This is a genomic window from Nostoc sp. CALU 546 (assembly GCF_048836525.1).
Map to the genome: position 1 here is coordinate 1 of NZ_JAWJTF010000137.1, position 20,943 is coordinate 20,943.

Sequence of the window (20,943 nt, forward strand, 5' to 3'; positions counted from 1 at the left end):
CTTGAGTCTCTGCACTAGCAATGCCTGATTAGAGGCTCTGCCTAGGGTGTTGACTCTGTACCCTTTAGCCCGTAAGACTTCATGCAAAAAATGTGTCGCCTGTTTTTGACCTAAACTGCCTGTTTCAGGCAGTTTAGGTCAAACAAAAAATAACACGAATAATTTTCCCAAAAATTCCCGAAAAATGCACAAAGTCAACAGCCTAGGCAGAGCCTCTAATCAGGCATTCCTATGCAGAGCATAGGAACGAGATAAACCAGCGAACAATGAGAAATTGATCTTTTTTTGACTTGTGTGTACACCGTAGCCTTTTTAAGGGGGCTAGGGGGGATCTCTAAGTGCCTAAAATCACAGCCAAATACTTTTCAAACAACCTCTAAGACAGGCGTGTTTTTACTATTCAACAAAATTAGGTCGTGCCTGTTGCCTTGATTTAAATTTTTCCTCTAAAACTTCCCAATTTTCTTGCTCAATTAAGTTGGTCAACTCATCAAGATTGTGACGATATTGTTGCAGCGATCGCAGCAATGCTTGACGATTATACCGCGCCATCATCACGCCCAACTCTGGGTTCCCACCACCCACACGACTGGTATCCCGAAAACCTGAACTAGCTAACTTTTGGGCTAATTCCAAAACATCGGGGTCAGTTTCGCTCAAACAAGCCGCAATCAACGAGGAACTGACCATTACAGGTAAATGGGAAATCCAGCTAACAGCGCGGTCATGTTGCTCTGGTTGACAATAATAGAGATTCGCTCCCAGCGATCGCACAATTTCTTCTACAACCGTAATTGCACTAATTGGTGTTGTATTTATTGGTGTTAATACATAAGGTTTATCAACAAATAAATGCCGCTGTGCAGCTTCTATCCCACTGTCTGTTCTTCCCGCCATTGGATGACCACCGATAAAATTATCCCAAAGGGGAGAAATATCTTTTACTATCTGTGCTTTCGCCGAACCGACATCAGTCACGATGGTAGCGGTAGACAAATGAGCGATCATCTGCTCAAATTGGGGCACAATAAGCGCTAGAGGAGTACAAATAAATACAACCTCTGCGGCTGCTAACAGGCTCATATCCACTGATGCTTGATCAACACAGCCGAGAGTAATTGCCTTTTCACAGGTAGATTCACGGCGACTGACTCCTAAGATATGATGTCCTTGCGATCGCAAATCAAAGCCCAAAGATCCGCCAATCAGTCCCAATCCTAAAATCCCAATATTCATTTTTGATTTTGACATTCCGTTTTTTATGACTTTACCAACTATTAAAGTTGGCATCCAAGGGGTAGCATCGATGACTGTAGAGGAATTACTGGAAAAATACGCAGCAGGAGTCTTAAACTTTAGTGGTGTTGACCTCCCAGAAGCTAATCTGAGTGGGGTAAAACTCAGTGGCATAAATCTGAGCGATGCTAATTTGAGCATAGTCAACCTGAGTGGCGCGAATCTGAGTGAAGCTAAGTTGAGCAATGCCAAGTTGAATGTCGCTAGACTGAGTGGGGCGAATCTATGTAGCGCCATCTTGAACAACGCCAGCCTCAACGTCGCTAATTTGATTCGAGCCGATCTCAGTCGCGCTCAACTAAAGGGAGCCTCATTAATCCGCGCCGAGTTAATTCGCGCTGATCTCAGTCGCACCGATTTGTCGGAAGCTGACCTCACCGGTGCCGATTTGCGAGAAGCAACACTCCGCCAAGCCAATCTCCGCCACGCTAACTTAAGCGAGACGGTCTTGAAGGGTGCTTCTTTGACTGGGGCTAACTTGGAGATGGCTAACTTAAACGCCAGTGACCTCAGTCGTTCTGATCTGAGCGGTGCAAATTTGCGAGAAACTGAACTCAGACAAGCTAATCTCAGCCATGCTAACTTGAGCGGGGCAGATTTGAGCGGCGCAAACCTCCGGTGGGCAGATTTGAGCGGTGCAAATCTCCGGTGGGCAGATTTGAGCGGTGCAAAATTGAGCGGGGCTGATTTAATTGGCGCAGATTTAAGCAATGCCAATTTAACGAATACGAGTTTAGTACACGCCAATTTAACTCAAGCAAAATTAATTAGGGCGGAATGGATTGGTGCTGATTTAACAGGAGCAACTTTAACTGGGGCAAAGCTTTATGCCACCTCCAGGTTTGGTTTAAAAACCGAAAGTATGATTTGTGAATGGGTTGATCTTAGCCCAAATGGCGATCGCTCCATTGTTCAAAAATTCCATTCCGCAGAGTCACGAGATTTTTTTAACGAAACACCGCCAACAATAAGGATTATCGTTGATGCAGCCCTAGAACACGAAGCCAATTTTGCGATCGCAGGTGCTTACTACCAAATTGCTCAGGAATACCGGGGACTAAAACAACCCCCAAGCATCGAAAGTGGTCGTCGTCGAACTGTTTTCACCTTTCATGTAGATAGCGACGAAGCATTATTATCCACTGCGTATATTGTGATTCTTCCTTTTCTAGATGCGGCATCTATTCAAAAGAATATTTCCAGCATGGTGGAAATGATTAACAGTGAAGTTGTTGCCAAACAAGATTTAAAATCGCCCCAGATTGTCGAGCAATTAAATATTCTTTTAGAACAAGCCACAGGTCAGGCTACAACAATTAAACAGATGAAAAAAAATATTGAAGTAGCCGCTAAGTTAAATTTTTGTAAAGCTCCAACCCAAATAATTTTAACCAATTCCAGTGCCCAAACTTTGATTGTCTATGATCATCCCAACTTTGGGAAAAGATTTATTAATCGCTCTGCTCTCAATGCTTCAACTTATGATGATATATCTAATGAATCAATAAAATATGATATATTGCCTTCGTTAAATATGGTAATAGATTTTGTCAAAGGATTTCACTATATTAGTCATGAGGCATAGAGCATTAAACTAATGACCAATGACAAATGACCAATGACCAATAACCAATAACCAATGACAAAAAAAATGGAGGACGAAAATGGCTAATTTATTTAATAAAATGATCGGTCGAACTCGCTATGTAGTGTTTCGACTATTTCTGCACTTAGGGGGAGGCGAAGTAGCGCCAATTTTGGGAGTATTAAATAGTGCTGGACGAGACGCGATCGATGCCGATGGCGACTTAGAAGTTTTGGGAGAAGGATTAGTAGAAATTAGTCAAACCCTGCTGCAATACGATGAATATTGGCTTTCTGCTGCGAACGAAGGTGACGTATTTTTTAATGAAGGCGAAGCAGGAGATTATGTGAATGAATTATTTACTGATTCTGCCGAAAGATATCTCAGCGAACCAGATTATACTTCTGACTCTGGATTGAATGAACCTTTATCTATACCTGTAACCCGTAACGTCATTGTGATGATTACAGTGGCTTATGAAGGAGAAGTGCCAGAGTTAGAAACTGATCTTTCTAACGTTCAGGCGCTCAAGGAAGGATTGAAAGCATTGATAAATTTGCATTATAAACATCGATTGAAGGCAATCCAAGTACATTTTTCCCCAGCACAGTTAGGCGATGAACTCACTAGCGATCAACTGTTGCAATATTACCCAGAATTGATTCCATTATAATGTGTTGGGTAGTCCGTACTTACTACTCACATCGAGAAATTGTTAAGCTCAGAGATAGGACAATAATCCAATGATCATGACCATAGTACGTAAATTTACAGCCGTTTTTTTAGCTCTGAGTTTGTGTATCACAACTGTTGCTTGTGGTAGTGGCGAAAGCCAAACTAATTCTTCTTCGGCCAAGAACGTTAGCCAAACCTCGGCTACAACGAAGCTGAGTGATGGAGAGTATCAAATACAACAAGCTACTTATGACGATGGAACTGGTGAATACAACCTGTTTTTACTTAATAATAAGCCCCCAACCTTTGCAACCGAAAATTTGCAAATGGCAAGGTTAACTGATGATGAAATCAAGCAGGGCAAGAAAACCTATCTGAAGGTCGAAAACGGACAACCGATTTTATACCTGACAGAAGATTTTAAACTTGAGTACGTTCACAACGTTACCGAGAATAAAACCAATCCTCAAACCGGACAACAAGAGACAGTTGTAGTCCGTCGAGAAAATAGCTTCTGGGCACCATTTGCGGGGTCTGTGGCTGGTAGCTTGGCGGGACAGGCAATTGGTAGTATGTTGTTTCGACCCCAATATTATGTACCCCCTGTTTATCAATCAGGTCAAGGTTTAAGTGGCTTCGGTGGATATGGCGGCAGCTATGGCCAAGCAGTTCAAAATTATCAAAGTCGCTACAATGCGCCACCCGCAGCAGTGACAAATCGCACTGCATTCCGCAATACAGGAACAATTAGAAGGTCATATCCTGGAAATTCAAATGTACGCAATACACCGCGTAGCACTACAGGTAATAACCGTCCTTCTGGTTCTGGCTTTGGTGGTAGTACATTGCGACCCTCTGGTAACTCCAGCACTACCAGACGCAATTCTGGCAGTGGTTTTGGTAGTGGGCGTAGTACAGCACCCCGCCGTTCAAGTGGTTTTGGCAGCAGACGCCGTTAGGAAATTTCCAATTCATTGAAGGAGGCAGGAGGCAGGAGTCAGAAGGCAGGAGGCAGGAGGCAGGAGGTTTTTTCACTTATAGGATTCAAACCCCTTGAATAAAACCCAAGACCCTATGGTCGCGGCGGGAAACAAAGGGCAGTTTTCCTCCTGCCTCCTGCCCGACGCTCGCGGACTTGCTAACGCTGCGCTATCTGCCTTCTGCCTTCTTCGATCAAATATAAGTCCTATAGATAAGATTGTTCAATAAAAAAACATACCAGTTGCCCTATTCTGAGTGGTATCGTGAATCCATAAGTTATTCTCATTAGAACAAACTAGCTGGTATGTCTTCTAACGATTTGCGATCGCTGCATTACACCATCCCTGTTGAAAAAATTCGCTATGATGAACGGGGTCTGGTGCCTGCAATTGTCCAAGACTATCTGGATGGTACTGTCCTGATGATGGCGTGGATGAATCAGGAGTCGTTACAAAAGACTTTGGAAACTGAAGAAACTTGGTTTTGGAGCCGTTCGCGCCAAGAATTATGGCACAAGGGGGCGACTTCGGGGCATCTTCAAAAGGTGCAGAGTATCCGTTATGACTGTGATAGTGATGCGTTGCTCATTGGGGTAGAGCAATTGGGTGATATTGCCTGTCATACTGGAGAGCGCAGTTGTTTCCACCAAATAGAAGGGAAAATTGCTCCACCACCAGGGGATACATTGTCGCAATTGTTTCAAATAATATGCGATCGCCGCGATCATCCGACAGAAAGTTCTTATACCTGTAAACTATTTGCAGGTGGTGATAACAAAATTTTGAAAAAGATTGGTGAGGAAACCGCTGAGGTGGTAATGGCTTTTAAAGATGATGAAGCAGATGCGATCGCAGGTGAAGTGGCTGATTTGCTATATCATACTTTGGTTGCCCTAGCTCACCATCAAGTTGATTTGAAATCGGTGTACCGCAAGTTGCAAGAACGTCGCCAATAAAGAATATAAGCAAATAAATGAGCGAGTCGGGGAAGTAAATACAAAACTTTTCCCCAACTTCGCCAGTCTCTAAAATTAAACAAGTGTGCCAAGCGTGCCGTTTTTCCTTGGCTATGCTGGGTTAACTTAACTGTGTACCTAAAGGTTGAACCTCTCTGGCTAAACCAATATGTGCCAATGACAATGAGATATGGTTAAACTTTACTCCAGCCAAAGCCCACTGAAGTTCAAGTGTCCCCATCCAGAAACGCGCCCGATCGATGACATCTGGTAACATCGGATACTCGCTTTCCATACGCCGCACAATACTTTCTCCGTAATTACCGAGTTGGACTGCAATATCACAAGCTGCATCTCCCAAACCAGCCGTACCAAAATCAATCAGACCGCTGATGCTTTCTGAAATCGGGTCAAATAGAATGTGATACACTGGCTTGTCGCCATCTATCAGTACGGGTGTGTAGTTGAAGTCAAGTTCACCTGTAATGACGGGCGCAAAAAGTTCATGTATCCAAGTTTGCTGATGACGCCATAAGTGAGGAAAGAGAGTTTCCTGAACTTGCTCATACAACTGCAACCAATCTTCACGAGAACGTTCTGCACCAGAAGAAGACACCCCAGCATTAACTAAAACTTCATATGGGATGCTGTGCAATTGCTGATGAAATTTGGCTAGTTGGGAGATGATACGCGCTTGTGATGCTTCACTTAGCTTTAGCAAGGTGTTACGAGATAGCGGTTCACCTTTAATAAATCTGTAGCTTGCAAAGCCTTCTTCCAGGTGTTCAAAGTGCGGAACTCGCAGTTCAATATACTTTTGCACCACTTCCAACACCTTAGCTTCATGGGAAAGTACCTGTTTTCCCCAGTTGTCTTTGGCAAAGCGACATACTAATTCGTGATTAACAATTACCACATCGTTAACCATTCCATCTTGATTAAAGTCAAGATGCTTAAAAGAGATATTGGGATAGACTGCACGAATTTTGTCGAGATACGAGGAAGGAATATTCACAGTAAATCCTGATGCCATTACAACAAACAAAAAATCAAAATGTGTCGGACTTTTAGTCGATCGCAGCGACTTATAATGATTTGGCTGTTTGTTGTATCAACGTACCACTGTGATTTCACTCCCTAAAAAATCGCTAAACATAAGCATAGTAACATTTTGGTGATTAATCAGCCAGAATTCGATTGAGGTACTGTAAAATTGCGAGAGCGATCGCTACACTCAAGATGAAGCCTAGCCAGTAACTATTGGTAATAATTTGTGGTTGATCTAATGCCCATCCACCCAAGGGATGACCAATAAAAGAGCCAACAGCCCAGCACAAAGCATTGATGGAGAAATAGACACCGCGTTGATTTTCCGGGGCTAACTCAGTCACTAAAGAAGCAGAAGATGGAGTATAGGAGACAATCGCTACAGCAAATACTCCTAATGCCAAAATTACCCAAGCCAGATGATGAGATGTGGCTGTACCGCTTACCCAAATCAGTCCAAAACCAATTGCCCAGAAAATGGCAGAAACAGTAAGTGCGAATGTGTGAGAGCAGCGTTTTAAAATACTGGTGACAGGTAACTGACAAATGATGGCGAACACCAGATGCCAAGCAAATAGCCCGCTAATGGTAGTTTCAGTAAATCCCGTGGCAGTACTTTCTACAAGGACAAAGTTTTTGAAGTAAAGCGGGAGGGTGCTGTGGATTTGAGAAATATAGATTGTGAAAAATATATTAACTGCTATGTAGACTAAGAAACGGCGATGTCTAACGACAAGCTGCTTTGCATCTACGCTTAATACTGCCATCCAAGAAGCAAAATGTTCTGTTTTTTCAGATTCCTCTATCTGCTGTTGTTCTGTTTCAATAATTCCTACATAGACAACCCCAAAAAATACCAGAAAAGAGATGGCATCAATCACAAATAACCAGCGATAACTCCCAATGATCGCGATCAACAACCCAGCAAGCACAATTCCGATCGCTAACCCCAGATTATCAGCTAGTCTGGCGATCGCAAAAGTTTCCCGACGATTGTCAATTTGGCTGGCGTCAGCTACCACAGCTTCAGCCGCCGGCCAATAGAAACCTATCCCTAAACCGCTAATCAAGCTACCGATTACCAAAGAAGTGAAATTATTGGTTGCAGCTAAAACGAGAGAAGCAATTGCTGAAATCGCCGTCGCTAGCAACAAAGTGCGGCGGCGTCCCCAGTGTCCAGAATCAGCTAAAAAACCACCCGCAATCCGCCCTACAACGCCGGAAATCGAGGCGCTACCCAAGGCTACCCCCACACTGGTTGCAGATAAACCAAGTTGATTGACAAAAAAGATGGGGGCATAAAACAGGGTACAGCCGGTGCCAACTTCTGAAAGAAATCTACCAATTGCGAAAATCCATACCTGGGGATGTATCGAAGGCAGCCACGATGACAACTGAGACTGAGAAGCTAATTTCATGAGCTTAAAAGTCATAGTTTGGTGACATTTTTGTAATTCTTATCATTGGCTACAATTTTCCTCACTGATTCCACAGGGTTTCCACAGGGATTTTAACAGTTTTCCACAGGTGCTATACGAGCCAATAAGCTTCTTGCCGTCTGACTGGGGATTGTTAATTAACAGCAGCAAGGAACTTCAAGGACTGAGTTTTTGTAAAGTAAAGTAACGAAAAATAGGCTTAAAGCCTGATTATTTCGTTCGCATTTATTTTTTATACAATCGTTTTTAACATTTCGCAGCATTGACAAACCCACCCCCTCTTGGCGCACAATGATTCGGCTTGCTTTTGTAATCCGTTCAACCGTCAGCGTCAAATGTGTAAAATATATTACCGTTAGATGTGAGCGTAGATTGTCGGGCTGGCAAAAGAGCGTGTGAGGTAGCCTCATTGCCGCTTCACCGCAAGCAACTTGTCCCTCTTGATTATCCTCATAGGAGGAAAATCTCATGAAATCAACGGTTAGCATCTTTACAGAAATTCCCGAAACACTCCACGAATCCTTAAAAAACTACTTAGAAACCCATCCTGATTGGGATGAAAACAGAGTATTGACGGCGGCGCTATCATTGTTTTTACTCCAAAATGGAGATAGCGATCGCCGTGCTGCGCGAGTTTACTTAGAAACTTTGTTTCACCACTCCTCAGTAGAAATGCCCTGTGTCGATTCACCAGCAACAGCTAATTTACTAGACACCCCATAAGTACTGGTTATGAAGGTCGTCATTCTAGCTCATGCTGTTAATGGGGCACAGCTTACACGTGCCCCATTCATCGGATTTTAAGCCAAAGCGATCGCCCATCTGAGGAGTAATACTTCAACAAAAATCGGCGTGAATCCCATACCTTCTCTACGAGACGCTGCGCGAACCAGGGGTGGGAGGGATAGCCGCCCGCCGATTTAGTCATTAGTCTTGGTGCTAATGACCAATGACTAATGACCAATGACTCGAAATCCCCCGGCTTCAAGCCGGGGGATGAGTTAAATAACTACCTATTTTGATTGATTGTCTAAATTTATTTTTTTACTAAAGCTAAAGAAATTCAATAACAGTTTCCTCAAGAGTCAACAGTCAAGAGTTAAAAAAACTCTAGACTGTTAAATCAAGACTTGGCTTCCAAGTGCTGGGGATGAGCAGGAGATTCAAACTTATACCCTACGCCACGTACAGTTTGAATTAATGCTGGCTGACTAGCATCAATTTCAATCTTCTTGCGAATTTGACCGATATGGACATCTACAACCCGCTGGTCGCCGACATACTCATAATCCCATACCTCTTGGATTAGTTCTGCCCGCCGCCAAACTCGACCTGGATGACTGGCTAAAAAATGCAACAAGTCAAATTCTAGAGCAGTTAAGGGTACTGCTTGGTTATTAAGTGCTACCTCCCGTCGCACTGGATCAATCATCAGTTTTTCAAATACCAAGCGTTTCTGCTCGGCCGTAGTTATCACTCGCTGACGCCTCAAAATAGCTCCGACTCTGACTTCTAGCTCTCCTAGCCCAAAAGGCTTGGTGAGATAGTCGTCAGCACCTTTAGCAAAGCCGCGAATTTTGTCAGCTTCGTCAGCACGACTAGTCAACATCAGAACAAAAACACCATTACGACTTTGCATCTCTTGGCAGAGGTTAAACCCAGTGACATCTGGTAGATTCACATCTAGAATCACCAAATCTGGGTTAAATTGCTCAAATAGAGTTAAGGCTGTCTTTCCATCTTCGGCAGCCTCCACCTGATAGTTCTGCTTAATCAAAAAGCGTTGGATTAAATTCCGAACCGCAGGGTCGTCGTCAACTACAAGAATCTTGGCAGGAGCCATGACCATTACTTTGCACAAAAATTCGTAAGATTAACAAGAGAGTTGCGTAAAAACGCAGTTGCCACTTTGGGACTAACTAAGAATCTACATGGCTCCGGTATAAGAATCCTGACTATTTAAAAATAAATACTCTAATCAGGATTGTGGGCAATGAGAACGCGAAACTTCTGTTAGCCACAGTGTATAAGCGCTCTGACTTTAGCCGCAACAGTTCTTAATACCAAGACACCTTCTTGATTTGAGTTAGGTGGTAACTTAAAACGTTTCAATTTTAAATCGATATGCGGATATATACCACAAGCGATTATTCAGTATAATGAAAAAAATTCGATTAAGGCACAGTAAGTTGCCAAATTTGAAACAGTAAAGTTGATTTTTTCATAAAAACTCTGCATTTTTAGGTACTCTCCGTTCAAATTCTAGATTAAAGCCAGAACTAGGCAACGACATGAGGGTATACACGGAGTTATAGCGATATGTTAAAGTGACTATGGTTGAAATTACAAAGTCGATCAAACTAACCCGTGCTAGTATCCTGGTAGGGAATAAAATAGGTTGAGATTTTAATTTCGATCAAAATAAAACCTAAAGCTGTTTTTTCTTCGACAAAAAACTGCCGCTGACTGAGGCTGAAGTAACAAACTCCCATGAGCGATCAAAATCCCTACGAAAAACTTGGGGTATCAGAAGAGGCTAGCTTCGATGAGATTCAGGATGCTCGTAATCGCCTATTCGAGCAACATAGTGGCGATGCCAAGCATTTAGAAGTAATTGAAGCGGCTTACGATGCGATTTTAATGGATCGCTTACGGATGCGCCAGGAAGGTAAAATCAAAGTCCCTGAACGCATTCGGTTTCCAGAGTTGCGAGTACAATCGCCTCCTAAAGAAAGTCCAAGCCCTCGTGAGCAGTCACCTGCATGGCTGCAACGGATGCTGGATCAGCCAACGCCTGCGGATATATTCTTACCAGGAGCTTGGTTTCTTGGTTTGAGTTCTATTAGCCTGTTTTATCCAGAGGGAGGCGATCAGGTTTTGCAACTGGCATTGGTGGTTGGGGTAGGCGCGAGTATTTATTTTCTCAATCGCAAGGAAGGTAAGTTTGGCCGAGCAGTTTTGTTCACCCTGGTCAGTTTAATCATTGGCTTAATCGCTGGGGGACTCTTTGCTATGTGGCTCTTACCACAAATACCATTTCTCAATCTGTCATCGAATCAGTTCTCTACTGTACTGACGTTTATATTCTTGTGGTTGGTTAGTAGCTTTCTACGCTAAATCTATATACGTAAGTAAGCTTCTAAAAAGAAGATGTGATTGATGTGTATTGTTTATTTGGATGTGATATGTAGTAAGGGCACATAGGTATGTGCCCTTACTACGTATATAACGCGATGTGCGACTTAATATTCTGACCTTTCTCCTTTGAGGAGAGAGGCTTTGATTTTTGCTCCCTTCCCTTGTAGGGAAGTGGTTGGGGGTTAGGTTTGAGATAAAAGACTTCTTGCATAAGTCGGGAAAAGGGGAAGGTGGGGCCCCCTCTGGGGATAAGGGGCGGGGGGAAGGGGAAAAAGTTCTGTATTGCCCCCTTCCCCTTTAACCTTTACCCTTTACCCTTTTCCCCCTCTTGCAAAAAGCACTTTTGCAAGAGGTCTAAAGTTGCACATGGGGTTATATAGCAATACAAAGCGATGCCGAGAGAAACATTTCAGTGCATAACATATTCACATATTCGGACACCCTGGCATGTTATCTCCAAGCAGCAACCGTGCCAGACTGGGTAAAGCTTCACCATAGGTGGGATGGATGTGAACCGATCGCTCTAACAACTGCCAGGTTGCTCCTGCTTCCATCAGGGATAAAAATACATGTACCAGTTCAGCAGTTTCGTACCCCACCAGGGTTGCTCCCAGGATTTTGTCTGTGTCCCTGTCGATTACCAGGCGATAAAATCCGAGGTCATGCCCCCATTCAATCGCACGCGCAATTTGGCTCATGGGTAATGTGACAGCACACGCGTTGATGCCTTGTTTTTGAGCCTGTTCTAACGTCATACCCACTCGGCCAACCTGGGGTTCTGTGTAGACCGCATAGCCAAGGACGCGATCGCTCCGTGTCCGGTTTTCTCCACACAAAATTGCTTTTAAGCGGCGATAGTCCTCCCATGACACATGGGTAAAGGCAGGCTGTTTGGCAGCATCCCCGATCGCATAAACTCCAGAACAGGTGGTATGGAACTGGTCGTCAATTTTGATAAATCCCTTATCATCTAGCTCAATTCCACTGTTCGCTGCATTTAATGTACTTGTATTGGGTTTCCGTCCAATCACAACCAGCAATGCCTCTCCCTGGAGTTGTCCACCACTGCTCAGAGTCAGCCTAAACAGATTATTCTCGTGGGCGACGTGATTCACATTGACTCCAAAGTGCAGCCCAATCCCATCCTGCTTTAATGCTTCTGCTAAGACCTCGCTGACATCAGCCTCTTCCTGCCCAAGGACGCGATCGCCCCGGACAATTAAGTGGGTTTGACTGCCCAAACGCGCTAGTCCTTGTCCCAATTCCAAGCCAATATAGCCGCCTCCAATCACCAATAAACGGGCTGGTAAGGTGTTTAAGTCAAAGAAATTGCGGTTGGTCAGGTAAGGAGTTCCTGCAAGTCCGGGAATGTCAGGAATCAGCGATGATGTGCCCGTGTTAATGATTACCAGAGGAGCCTGAAGGGTAACATCCCCACCTTTGACCGTCCGTTCACCAACAAAAGAAGCTTCGGCACAAATGACTTTAACACCCGCACTTTCCAATCGCTTACGAATCCCCTGATTAAAGCTGCTGCGGATTCCCCGAACTCGCTCCATCACAGCGGGAAAATCCACCTCTACCTCCGTGTGGATGCCTAACTTCTTACCCTGGTGCGATCGCCCTGCTGTATGAGCCGCTGCTAAGAAGGCTTTGGACGGAGTGCAGCCATAGTTGATGCAACTGCCGCCTAAAGCATCTCGCTCAAACAAGACAACTTTGCGTCCCTCTTTGGCAAAATCAGCCGCCAGTGGAATGCCACCTTGACCACTGCCGATGACAATGACATCTGCTGTTTCCATCAGTGCTAAACTCCTTGGGGATAGTTTGCTTGCATAAAACTCTCACAGTTAAATAAGAATTCAGGAGTCAGAATTCAGAATTCTTCTTCAAGACATCTAAAGCTAGCGAAGCCCACCCGCGATGTACAGCGTTTCGCCAGTGATCCAGCCCGAATCGGAGGAAGCAAGAAAGACAACGGCAGGGGCGATATCCTGTGGCTGTCCAATGCGACCTAATGGTGTTTGCGCTTCAGTCTGTTGGCGACCTTCGCTCTCGGTAATTCCTGCTGTGTGCGTACCCTCCGTTTCCACCATACCAGGATTGATAGAGTTGACACGGATGTTACGTGAACCCAACTCTTTGGCTAGCGACTTCGTGACGGCATCAACAGCCGCTTTGGTAGCGCTATAGATTGAGGCATTCGCGGGCGCGAGGGTGCTAACGATGGAACTGATATTGATAATGCTGCCGCCCGCCGAACCGAAGTGCTTGACGGCTTGTTGTGAAGTGAGGATCAATCCCAGCACATTCAGATCGAATTGCTTGTGGAAGTGTTCTTCCGTGATGTCTTCAAGTGGGGAAAATTCATAAATTCCCGCATTGTTGACCAAAATATCAAGCTTGCCAAATGCTTGCTGCGTCTGTGCAAACAGATGTTCGATCTCTGCCTTTTTGGCTACATTTGCCTGAACTGCGATCGCCTTACCGCCCTTGCTGATAATCTCATCAACTACATGATTGGCTCCTTCTTGGCTAGATGCATAGTTGACAACAACGCTTGCACCTTCGGCTGCCAGATGTTTTGCAATTGATGCACCGATGCCTTTAGATGCACCTGTAACGACTGCGATTTTTCCATCTAGTTTTGTCATACCTGTAATTCCTGTGGTTGTTGGGTTTCAAATATCTGTCCGAAACAGGTGCGAACCTACAAGAATGCACCCATTGAGATTTTTAACGATGTCTCACATCCGTGCATCCGCATCAGGATTTAACGAATTCCAGCAGGTCGGCGTTGAGTTGTTCCTTGTTCGTGTCGCCCAGACTATGTGATCCGCCGGGATATATAGCAGGAGGCAGAAGGCAGAAGGCAGGAGGTAAAAGTATTGCTATTCCTAGCCTTAGGGTTTTCAAAATGTCCTAACCTATGTGGCTACGGCTATATCTTCAAAATTGTTTTCAAGGGCTTGAGACATTTAAAATAGGTGGTTTATTTACGCCGTGCTGTACTAGGCAGAATTAAATATAGGAATCCTATTTAATTTTTGAAAAAGATCACGAGAAAATACGGTTAGGTGTACTCTCCTAAAGAGCCTTTCTAGACAAGGTGTTTAGATTCTAGGACTAAATCTACAGCAGTGCTAAAATCCTTAACAATTAAATCGGGGTAGTAAAGTTCCAATTGGGTGCGATCGCGGATACCAGATTCCACTGCCATCACCTTAATACCATAATTTTTTGCAGCGGTGATGTCGGCTTCCGTATCTCCCACCATCCAGGTATCAGCGGCGGCGGGCAATTCTTTTAAAGCCCTAGCCATCAACAAAGGCTTATCTTCAATATCGCGAGTTTTAACGTAGTCGTTACTCAGGCAATAACAACGGTTTTCTGGGAAAAATCTACCTAAATCGTATTTTTTAAAGGCATAATCTAGTTCCCGAACTCGACGCATGGTCATAACTGCTAAATCAATTCCAGCTTGTTGAATTTTTAACAGTGCATCCACGGCACCTGGTGCGAGAGTGTCATAGTTGAAATAAGCTTCTGTATGCACAGTTTGCCGCCGTAATTGGGCGAATTCTTGTGCTTGGGCTTCGTCTAACCCTGAATTTAAGGCGATTTGTTTTTCGGGAACACGCGATCGCTTTAACTGCCAAAATTCCGCTTTCGGAAGTTCTTGCACTGCTTGGTCTGAGCGACGGGTTTTTTCCAAGCAAAATTGATAAACACGGTAGTACCGTTCGGAAACATCAATAATTGGGCCGTCGAAGTCAGTAATCAGTCTTAGCATCGCTGCAAAATGTTAATTTTTATCAAAATTATCTCAGATATCTGGCTATTTTTAGACCAATAATCTCCACTATTGAATTTAACTAAGTGTTTTTTTGTAAAGACTTTTTCAGAAAGTATCGACGATGACCTATGAGAAAATCCTCTAACTCTCCAAAAACTTCATAACCCAAGTGCTGATAAAATTCAGGAGCTTGGAAGCTGTAAGTAAAAAATGCTGTCTTTATATCCGTGATTATTCGTAGTCTATAGCCTCGATTTTTAAGCATCTTTAACTATAGTGACAGTTTGAAAAAATACAACTAAGATGTAAGCGGTCATATCTTCAGCTGTATCAGCTAACTGATATTGACTAAATACAATACATAGATATAACGAATGAGTGGTTGACTAGCAGCTATCAAAGTTAAAGACTATCTACGGCCGAGCCTCGTCCTTGTGTAATTGGTATTCGCCGCAAAAATTCTACCAACAGGTTTATCTAATTTTTGGAGACATTGCAGTGTAGTGTCTCTACATTAATTTGGGTTTCTATTTATATATCAGGTCTACCAATGAATAATTTTAAATATTTGGGTTGCATTACTTTGTTTGGAATTTTAGCTTCTGCGTCAACGGCTATTGCTCAAACAATACCAGAAACAGAACCGATATTTCCCCCCCGCTTTGGAGTACGCTACACCACAGAGGGAGCAGGATATGAATCATTTAGCAGTTTTGAGGGATTTTTGCCTGTTTTACAAACTCCTGGCAATACTTTGACTTTCTTACAAGGGAAGGTTTTATTAGACAATGACTCGAATTTAGCTGGCAATATATTGTTAGGACATCGATTGTTTAGCGAAAAAGCTAATCGGATTATTGGTGGCTATATTTCTTATTCTACTCGTGACACAGGTAAGAGTAATTTTGATCAGTTAGGGCTAGGTTTTGAAGCTTTAGGTAGTTGGGATTTTCGCTTTAATGCTTATCTTCCCTTGAACTCTTCAGAAAACCAAGTTGATCAAACGAATCTGCCATACTTTCAAGGCGATTCATTAATGATACAGCGATCGCGCTTTTTAGAAGTGGCGATGTCTGGTGTAGATGCAGAGGTTGGTACACGCTTGGCAAGCATTGGTAGTGGCGATTTGCGGGGCTATGCAGGTGTATACTACTACTCTGGCGGTCAATCCAAGGAAGCTTTTGGTTGGAAAACAAGAATCGAAGCTCGTCCTAATGATTTTTTGGGTTTGAGTCTTTCTCTACAAAATGATGACCTATTTGATACTAGGCTGGCTTTTAGTATTGGTGCAAATTTCCCTGGTAGTGGCGCTAGGAGAAGCAAGCCGAAGAAAGATAGCGCTTTAGCGCGGATGGCAACAACAGTAGAGAACCAAGCCAATATTCTAGTTGCTGTTGAAAAAAGAACTGATGCTTTTACTGCAACGATTGAATCAGAAAATCAAGGTTCTACAAATAATACTGATACTCCGACAAATAACACTGATACTCCGATAAATAATCCTGATACTCCGACAAATAATCCTGATACTCCGACAAATAATAATCGCTCCATCATTATCCACGTAGCTCCTGGTGGAACTGGTAATGGTACTTTTGAGTCTCCTTTTGGTACAATTGCCGATGCTTTGGCGGTAGCTAAAGCAGACAATGTGATTTATGTTCGTTCTAATCAAGATACTGCTTTTTCACCATTTACTATTCCCGATGGCGTTCGAGTATTCTCTAGTGGGCCTCTACAAGTAGTTAATGTCAAAGATTTAGGAGTCGTCACCCTACCTTTATCTGGTAGTGGGATACATCCAACAATTACTGGCATAGTTCCCACTGGAAATGGATTAATTACACTGGGTAACAATACTGTTATTTCTGGATTTAATATTCAAATTCCTGGTACTGATGATGCCAGAGGCGTTAAGGGAACTAATATTAGTAATGTGAGAATTTTAGATAATAAAATCACCAATGCTTTTAGCGAAGCTATTTATTTAGAAAATGTGACAGGTACGGTAGAAATTGCCAGGAATGCTATCAATGATACACGCAGTCCAGCAATTGATTCTAGTTTAGAAAGTGGTATTTTTGTTTGGAATTACCAAGGTATTACGGATTTAACAATTACCGATAACCGCATCATCACCAACTTTGATGTTGATACTAATTACAGAGTAGATGGCATTGAAGTTAATCTTTGCCGCGATTTTAATGCGCTCTTTGTAGATAAAACTTGTACTAGCAACGCTAGCATTACAGCTAATATCCTCAATAACCAGATCACTTACAATGGTCAAGTTAATGGTGGTTCTGGTGCAAATGGTATCGATTTGAATTTGGGCAATTTAGGTCAAGGCACGTTTGTAGTTAGTGGTAACACCCTGACTAAGATTGTTGATGAAGGAATTTCAATAAATGCCGTTGCTAATTCTAAGGGTAATTTTACTATTGCCAATAACATTATTACCGATGTTGGTAATAGTAGTATTAAAGTTGATTTGTTCAAACCTGAAGCTGGAATTCCGGCTGTAAACTTGTTTAACAATAGTATTACTAGCTTCACGATTACAGGTAATACTTTAGATGTGGCTGCTAATAATGGTATTGACTTTGAAGTGGCAGATAAAGCAGATGTGACTGTGACTATTGCTAATAATATTATCCAAAATATTGGCAATGGTGATAGTGGCGATCGCGCTATTCAATTACAAGCAATAGATAATGCGATCGTTCGTCCTACAATTAGTAGTAATACTATCAACAATATTTCTGGAGATGGTATACAATTAGCTCAAGTTATTTCTCCTACAATTACTACCAATAACATTAATAATACAGGCGAACGAGGTATTGTAGTAGAAACTGCTAGCGGCACTACAAATATTAGCGAGAATACCTTAACCGATACCAACCAAGAAAGCATTAAGTTATCGGAAATCACAGGTACGGCAACTATTAGTCAGAACAACATCAATGGTAGCAACAATAATACTGGTATTGACTTTACCAATACCATAGGTGATGTCAATTTAACAATTGCTAATAACCAGTTGACGGAAAACCTTAATGATGTTCGCGTTAGTTTAGCTGGCACAACTGGCATAGTACAAATTAATGACAATACCATTACTAATAATGGTACTGCTGTGGATGTTCAATTAGGAGAAAATACCAATTTAAGCACTGTATATATCAAAAATAACCAAATCACAGGAATAGATACAAGTACCGCATCAAGTGGTATCAACTTCCAAGCATTTTCAAACGCGGCTGCGGGTGATGTCACCATTTCCGATAATACTATCAACACCATAACTAATGGTGATGGAATCAGCTTGCAACTCAATGGTACTAGCAGTGGAACATTCACAATTTCTAGTAACATAATCAGCAATATCCAAGATACAAATTCAGGAGACTTTAACTTTAGTGATGGCATAAATATAGAATTATTAGACAATGCTAACGCCAATGTCACCCTCTCCAATAACAACATTTCCCAAATCACAGCAGGTAATGGTATTTATATGCAGTTGGCTGGTGGTGATAATGCTCAACAAATTGCAATTACTGACAATACTATTTCCCAAATTACTACAGAAGGTAATGGTATTGACCTGCAATTCTTGGATAATTTTGATGCTTCTAACATTAATACAACGGTGAATATTGCCAGAAATAATATCTCTGATATTCAAGGAACTGGGATTAATATTTTCAATGAAATTTCAGATAATACAGTTAATGTCATAGCTGATGCTAACATCATTAGTGATACTTTTGGAGATGGTATAAAACTACAACAGGTAAATGATCCTCAAGTTATCAACAACAATATTACTAATGCAGGTGAGCAAGGTATACAGGTAGAAACCGCAAGCATTACTACTAATGTTAGTAACAATACAATTACAAATGCACAACAAGAAAGTATTAGCTTATCTGAAGTCATAGGTACAGTTAGCATTAACCAAAATACTGTTAATGGCATTAATACCAACAATGGCATTGTCATAAGCAATACTACAGGTGCAACAGCTTTAACAGTAAATAGCAATAATTTGACAGAAAACTTTAATGATATTCGCGTCAGTTTAGCTGGTACCGCTTCGGGAACCTTACAAATTAACGAAAATACCATCACTAATAATGGTACTGCTGTAGATGTACAATTATCAGATAGTGCTAACTTTAGTAGTGTAACTATCAACAACAACCAAATCAATGGAGTCGATGCAGATATTACATCCAATGGTATTAATCTCCAAGCTTTTAACGATGTCGTTGCTAATAATGTTACTGTCTCAGGCAATACTATCAGCACCATAACCAATGGAGATGGAATTAATCTTCAACTCAATGGAGATAGTAGTGCGGCATTTACCATTTCTAGTAATACAATTAGCGACATTAGAGATACTGCTACTGGAGATTTTAATTTTACTGATGCTATCAATCTAGAGTTTTTTGATAATGCCAATTCTACAGTCAATGTTACTAGTAATAACATCTTAGACATAGCTGGACGCGGTATTAGTGCGGGTAACTTCAGCAATACAACTACTTTGGATGTGCAGATTACAGACAATCAAATTTCAAATACTACTGCTGAAGGTATTGGATTAGATGATTTGCAAGGCAATTTAGAGGTAGTAAATAATAGTATTCAAAATACCCAAGCTGTAGGGATTAAACTAACTGGTGGTGAGATAGCAAAAATTAATGATAATACTATTACCAATGCAGGTACGCAAGGTATTCAGGTAGAAAATTCTAGCGGTACTATCAATATAGATAGGAATACAATTACCGATGCCAATCAAGAAAGTATTGCTTTATCTGAAGTAACAGGTGCAGTTACCATTAATCAGAATATTATTAACGGTTTGAATAACAGTTCTGGTATTTTTACCCAAAATTCTACGGGTAGTGTGGATTTAACAATTGACGATAATAGTTTATCAGAAAACTTAAATGATATTAGCGTCAGTTTATCTGGTACGGCATCCGGTACAGCACAGGTCAATAATAATACCATCTCTAATAATGGCAGTGGTGTGGATGTTCAATTAACAGATAGTGCTAATTTGAGCAGTATAACTATTAATAATAATCAAATCACTGGAGTAGATACAAGTACTGCCTCAAATGGTATAAATTTCCAAGCTACTGATGATGTTGTTGCTAACAATATTATTGTTTCCGGTAATACTATTAACACCATAACCAATAATAATGGAATGAATTTTCAAGTCAGGAATAATTCTCAGACCATCTTTACAATATCTGGGAACACAATTACCAATGTGCGAGATTTTAATCCAGGAGATTCGATATTGACTGATGCTATTAACCTAAAATTCTTTGATGATAATGTTAGCAGTAGTGCTACCATCTCTAACAATATTCTCTCAGTAATTGATGGAAATGCCATCCATGCTACCAATAATGGCAACGATACCATTAACTTAGTAAAGGTAACAATTACAGGCAATTCAACTAGTAACATAAAGTATTATAATTTGTATCTTGACAATATTTCAGATTATCAATACTTGCCATAAAAGAGTGATGAGGGACTTGCAAAAAATAAATATCCCAAATTTTTTATACATTTGTAGGGGCGCATAGCTATATGCCCCTACTATGAGATATTTTTTAACTGCAAGTCCCTGAACGACTAAGAGAGCGGGTAAAAGCAGTTAATACCAATATCAGTAAATCGCAAAGTTTTTTCCAAGAGAGCGATCGCCAATATTTTGTAACTTGAGATACATTTTCTGCGAAACTATCTTAACCCGTAGGCTGGGATAAATTACTTTTACTTATAGTTAAGCAACTTTTAACGATTGCTAACCCGATGGAATATAAATACCTTTAACACTTCCATATTTGCGCTCAACAACTTGACGTAGAAAAGCTAACATTTGTTTAAGACAGAAAAGGTTACGATAAATTAATCGCCTACCCTTTCGTTTTCGACTAATCTTAAACCAAAGAAGATAAACCCAAATATTGTACTAACACAACAAAAATAC

At 41.7% G+C, this 20,943-nt stretch carries 14 protein-coding genes and 2 pseudogenes; 7 read left to right on the forward strand and 9 right to left on the reverse strand.

Annotated elements, in window-relative coordinates; all coding sequences use genetic code 11:
- Nucleotides 1-396 precede the first annotated feature (396 nt).
- Nucleotides 397-1,236, reverse strand: a complete 840-nt coding sequence (locus RRG12_RS38270; RefSeq protein WP_069071973.1) for a prephenate/arogenate dehydrogenase — start codon at nucleotides 1,234-1,236, stop codon at nucleotides 397-399.
- A gap of 70 nt (nucleotides 1,237-1,306) precedes the next feature.
- Between RRG12_RS38270 and RRG12_RS38275 the strand changes: the two genes are divergently transcribed.
- The 4 genes from RRG12_RS38275 (at nucleotide 1,307) to hisIE (ending at nucleotide 5,492) form a co-directional block, all read left to right on the forward strand.
- Nucleotides 1,307-2,881, forward strand: a complete 1,575-nt coding sequence (locus tag RRG12_RS38275) for a pentapeptide repeat-containing protein (protein WP_069071990.1) — start codon at nucleotides 1,307-1,309, stop codon at nucleotides 2,879-2,881.
- Nucleotides 2,882-2,960: 79 nt separating this feature from the next.
- Nucleotides 2,961-3,554: a DUF1517 domain-containing protein gene (locus tag RRG12_RS38280; protein ID WP_069071974.1), complete on the forward strand. Its 594-nt coding sequence runs from the start codon at nucleotides 2,961-2,963 to the stop codon at nucleotides 3,552-3,554.
- Between the two features lie 70 nt (nucleotides 3,555-3,624).
- Nucleotides 3,625-4,515 carry a hypothetical protein gene (locus RRG12_RS38285; protein ID WP_420762805.1) on the forward strand — a complete coding sequence of 297 codons (891 nt, stop codon included), beginning with the start codon at nucleotides 3,625-3,627 and terminating at the stop codon, nucleotides 4,513-4,515.
- 326 nt (nucleotides 4,516-4,841) lie between these two features.
- Nucleotides 4,842-5,492 carry a bifunctional phosphoribosyl-AMP cyclohydrolase/phosphoribosyl-ATP diphosphatase HisIE gene (gene hisIE / locus RRG12_RS38290; RefSeq protein WP_420762806.1) on the forward strand — a complete coding sequence of 217 codons (651 nt, stop codon included), beginning with the start codon at nucleotides 4,842-4,844 and terminating at the stop codon, nucleotides 5,490-5,492.
- A gap of 121 nt (nucleotides 5,493-5,613) precedes the next feature.
- On the opposite strand, the gene RRG12_RS38295 is transcribed toward hisIE, so the two are convergent.
- Both RRG12_RS38295 and RRG12_RS38300 read right to left on the reverse strand, forming a co-directional pair.
- The gene (locus RRG12_RS38295; protein WP_420762807.1) at nucleotides 5,614-6,525 is read right to left on the reverse strand and encodes a phosphotransferase family protein; all 912 of its coding nucleotides are present in this window, start codon (nucleotides 6,523-6,525) and stop codon (nucleotides 5,614-5,616) included.
- Nucleotides 6,526-6,670: 145 nt separating this feature from the next.
- Complete coding sequence (locus RRG12_RS38300; RefSeq protein ID WP_420762808.1) at nucleotides 6,671-7,972, reverse strand: MFS transporter; 1,302 nt, start codon at nucleotides 7,970-7,972, stop codon at nucleotides 6,671-6,673.
- A 474-nt stretch (nucleotides 7,973-8,446) separates the two neighbouring features.
- Here RRG12_RS38300 and RRG12_RS38305 point away from each other — a divergent pair.
- Nucleotides 8,447-8,638, forward strand: a pseudogene (locus RRG12_RS38305) (DUF2811 domain-containing protein); the annotation flags it as partial.
- A gap of 130 nt (nucleotides 8,639-8,768) precedes the next feature.
- Here the strand turns inward: RRG12_RS38305 and RRG12_RS38310 are convergent.
- Nucleotides 8,769-8,906, reverse strand: coding sequence for a hypothetical protein (locus RRG12_RS38310; protein ID WP_420762809.1), 138 nt, complete (start codon nucleotides 8,904-8,906; stop codon nucleotides 8,769-8,771).
- Nucleotides 8,907-9,101: 195 nt separating this feature from the next.
- A complete protein-coding gene (locus RRG12_RS38315) occupies nucleotides 9,102-9,821 on the reverse strand; it encodes a response regulator transcription factor (RefSeq protein ID WP_069071980.1) in 720 nt (239 codons plus the stop codon).
- A 647-nt stretch (nucleotides 9,822-10,468) separates the two neighbouring features.
- On the opposite strand from RRG12_RS38315, the gene RRG12_RS38320 reads away from it, so the two are divergent.
- On the forward strand, nucleotides 10,469-11,095 hold the full coding sequence (locus tag RRG12_RS38320; protein WP_069071981.1) for a CPP1-like family protein: 627 nt from the start codon (nucleotides 10,469-10,471) through the stop codon (nucleotides 11,093-11,095).
- A gap of 446 nt (nucleotides 11,096-11,541) precedes the next feature.
- Here the strand turns inward: RRG12_RS38320 and RRG12_RS38325 are convergent, their stop codons facing one another.
- From RRG12_RS38325 to RRG12_RS38335, 3 genes are all read right to left on the reverse strand, one after another.
- Nucleotides 11,542-12,918, reverse strand: a complete 1,377-nt coding sequence (locus RRG12_RS38325; RefSeq protein ID WP_420762810.1) for a dihydrolipoyl dehydrogenase family protein — start codon at nucleotides 12,916-12,918, stop codon at nucleotides 11,542-11,544.
- A gap of 102 nt (nucleotides 12,919-13,020) precedes the next feature.
- Entirely contained in the window at nucleotides 13,021-13,770 is a 750-nt protein-coding gene (locus RRG12_RS38330) for an SDR family NAD(P)-dependent oxidoreductase (RefSeq protein ID WP_069071983.1), read from the reverse strand.
- Nucleotides 13,771-14,216: 446 nt separating this feature from the next.
- Nucleotides 14,217-14,909, reverse strand: coding sequence for an HAD family hydrolase (locus RRG12_RS38335; RefSeq protein WP_069071984.1), 693 nt, complete (start codon nucleotides 14,907-14,909; stop codon nucleotides 14,217-14,219).
- A gap of 553 nt (nucleotides 14,910-15,462) precedes the next feature.
- On the opposite strand from RRG12_RS38335, the gene RRG12_RS38340 reads away from it, so the two are divergent.
- Nucleotides 15,463-20,469, forward strand: coding sequence for a beta strand repeat-containing protein (locus RRG12_RS38340; RefSeq protein WP_420762811.1), 5,007 nt, complete (start codon nucleotides 15,463-15,465; stop codon nucleotides 20,467-20,469).
- 288 nt (nucleotides 20,470-20,757) lie between these two features.
- On the opposite strand, the pseudogene RRG12_RS38345 reads toward RRG12_RS38340, so the two are convergent.
- Nucleotides 20,758-20,922, reverse strand: a pseudogene (locus RRG12_RS38345) (ISH3 family transposase); the annotation flags it as partial.
- Nucleotides 20,923-20,943: the final 21 nt, after the last annotated feature.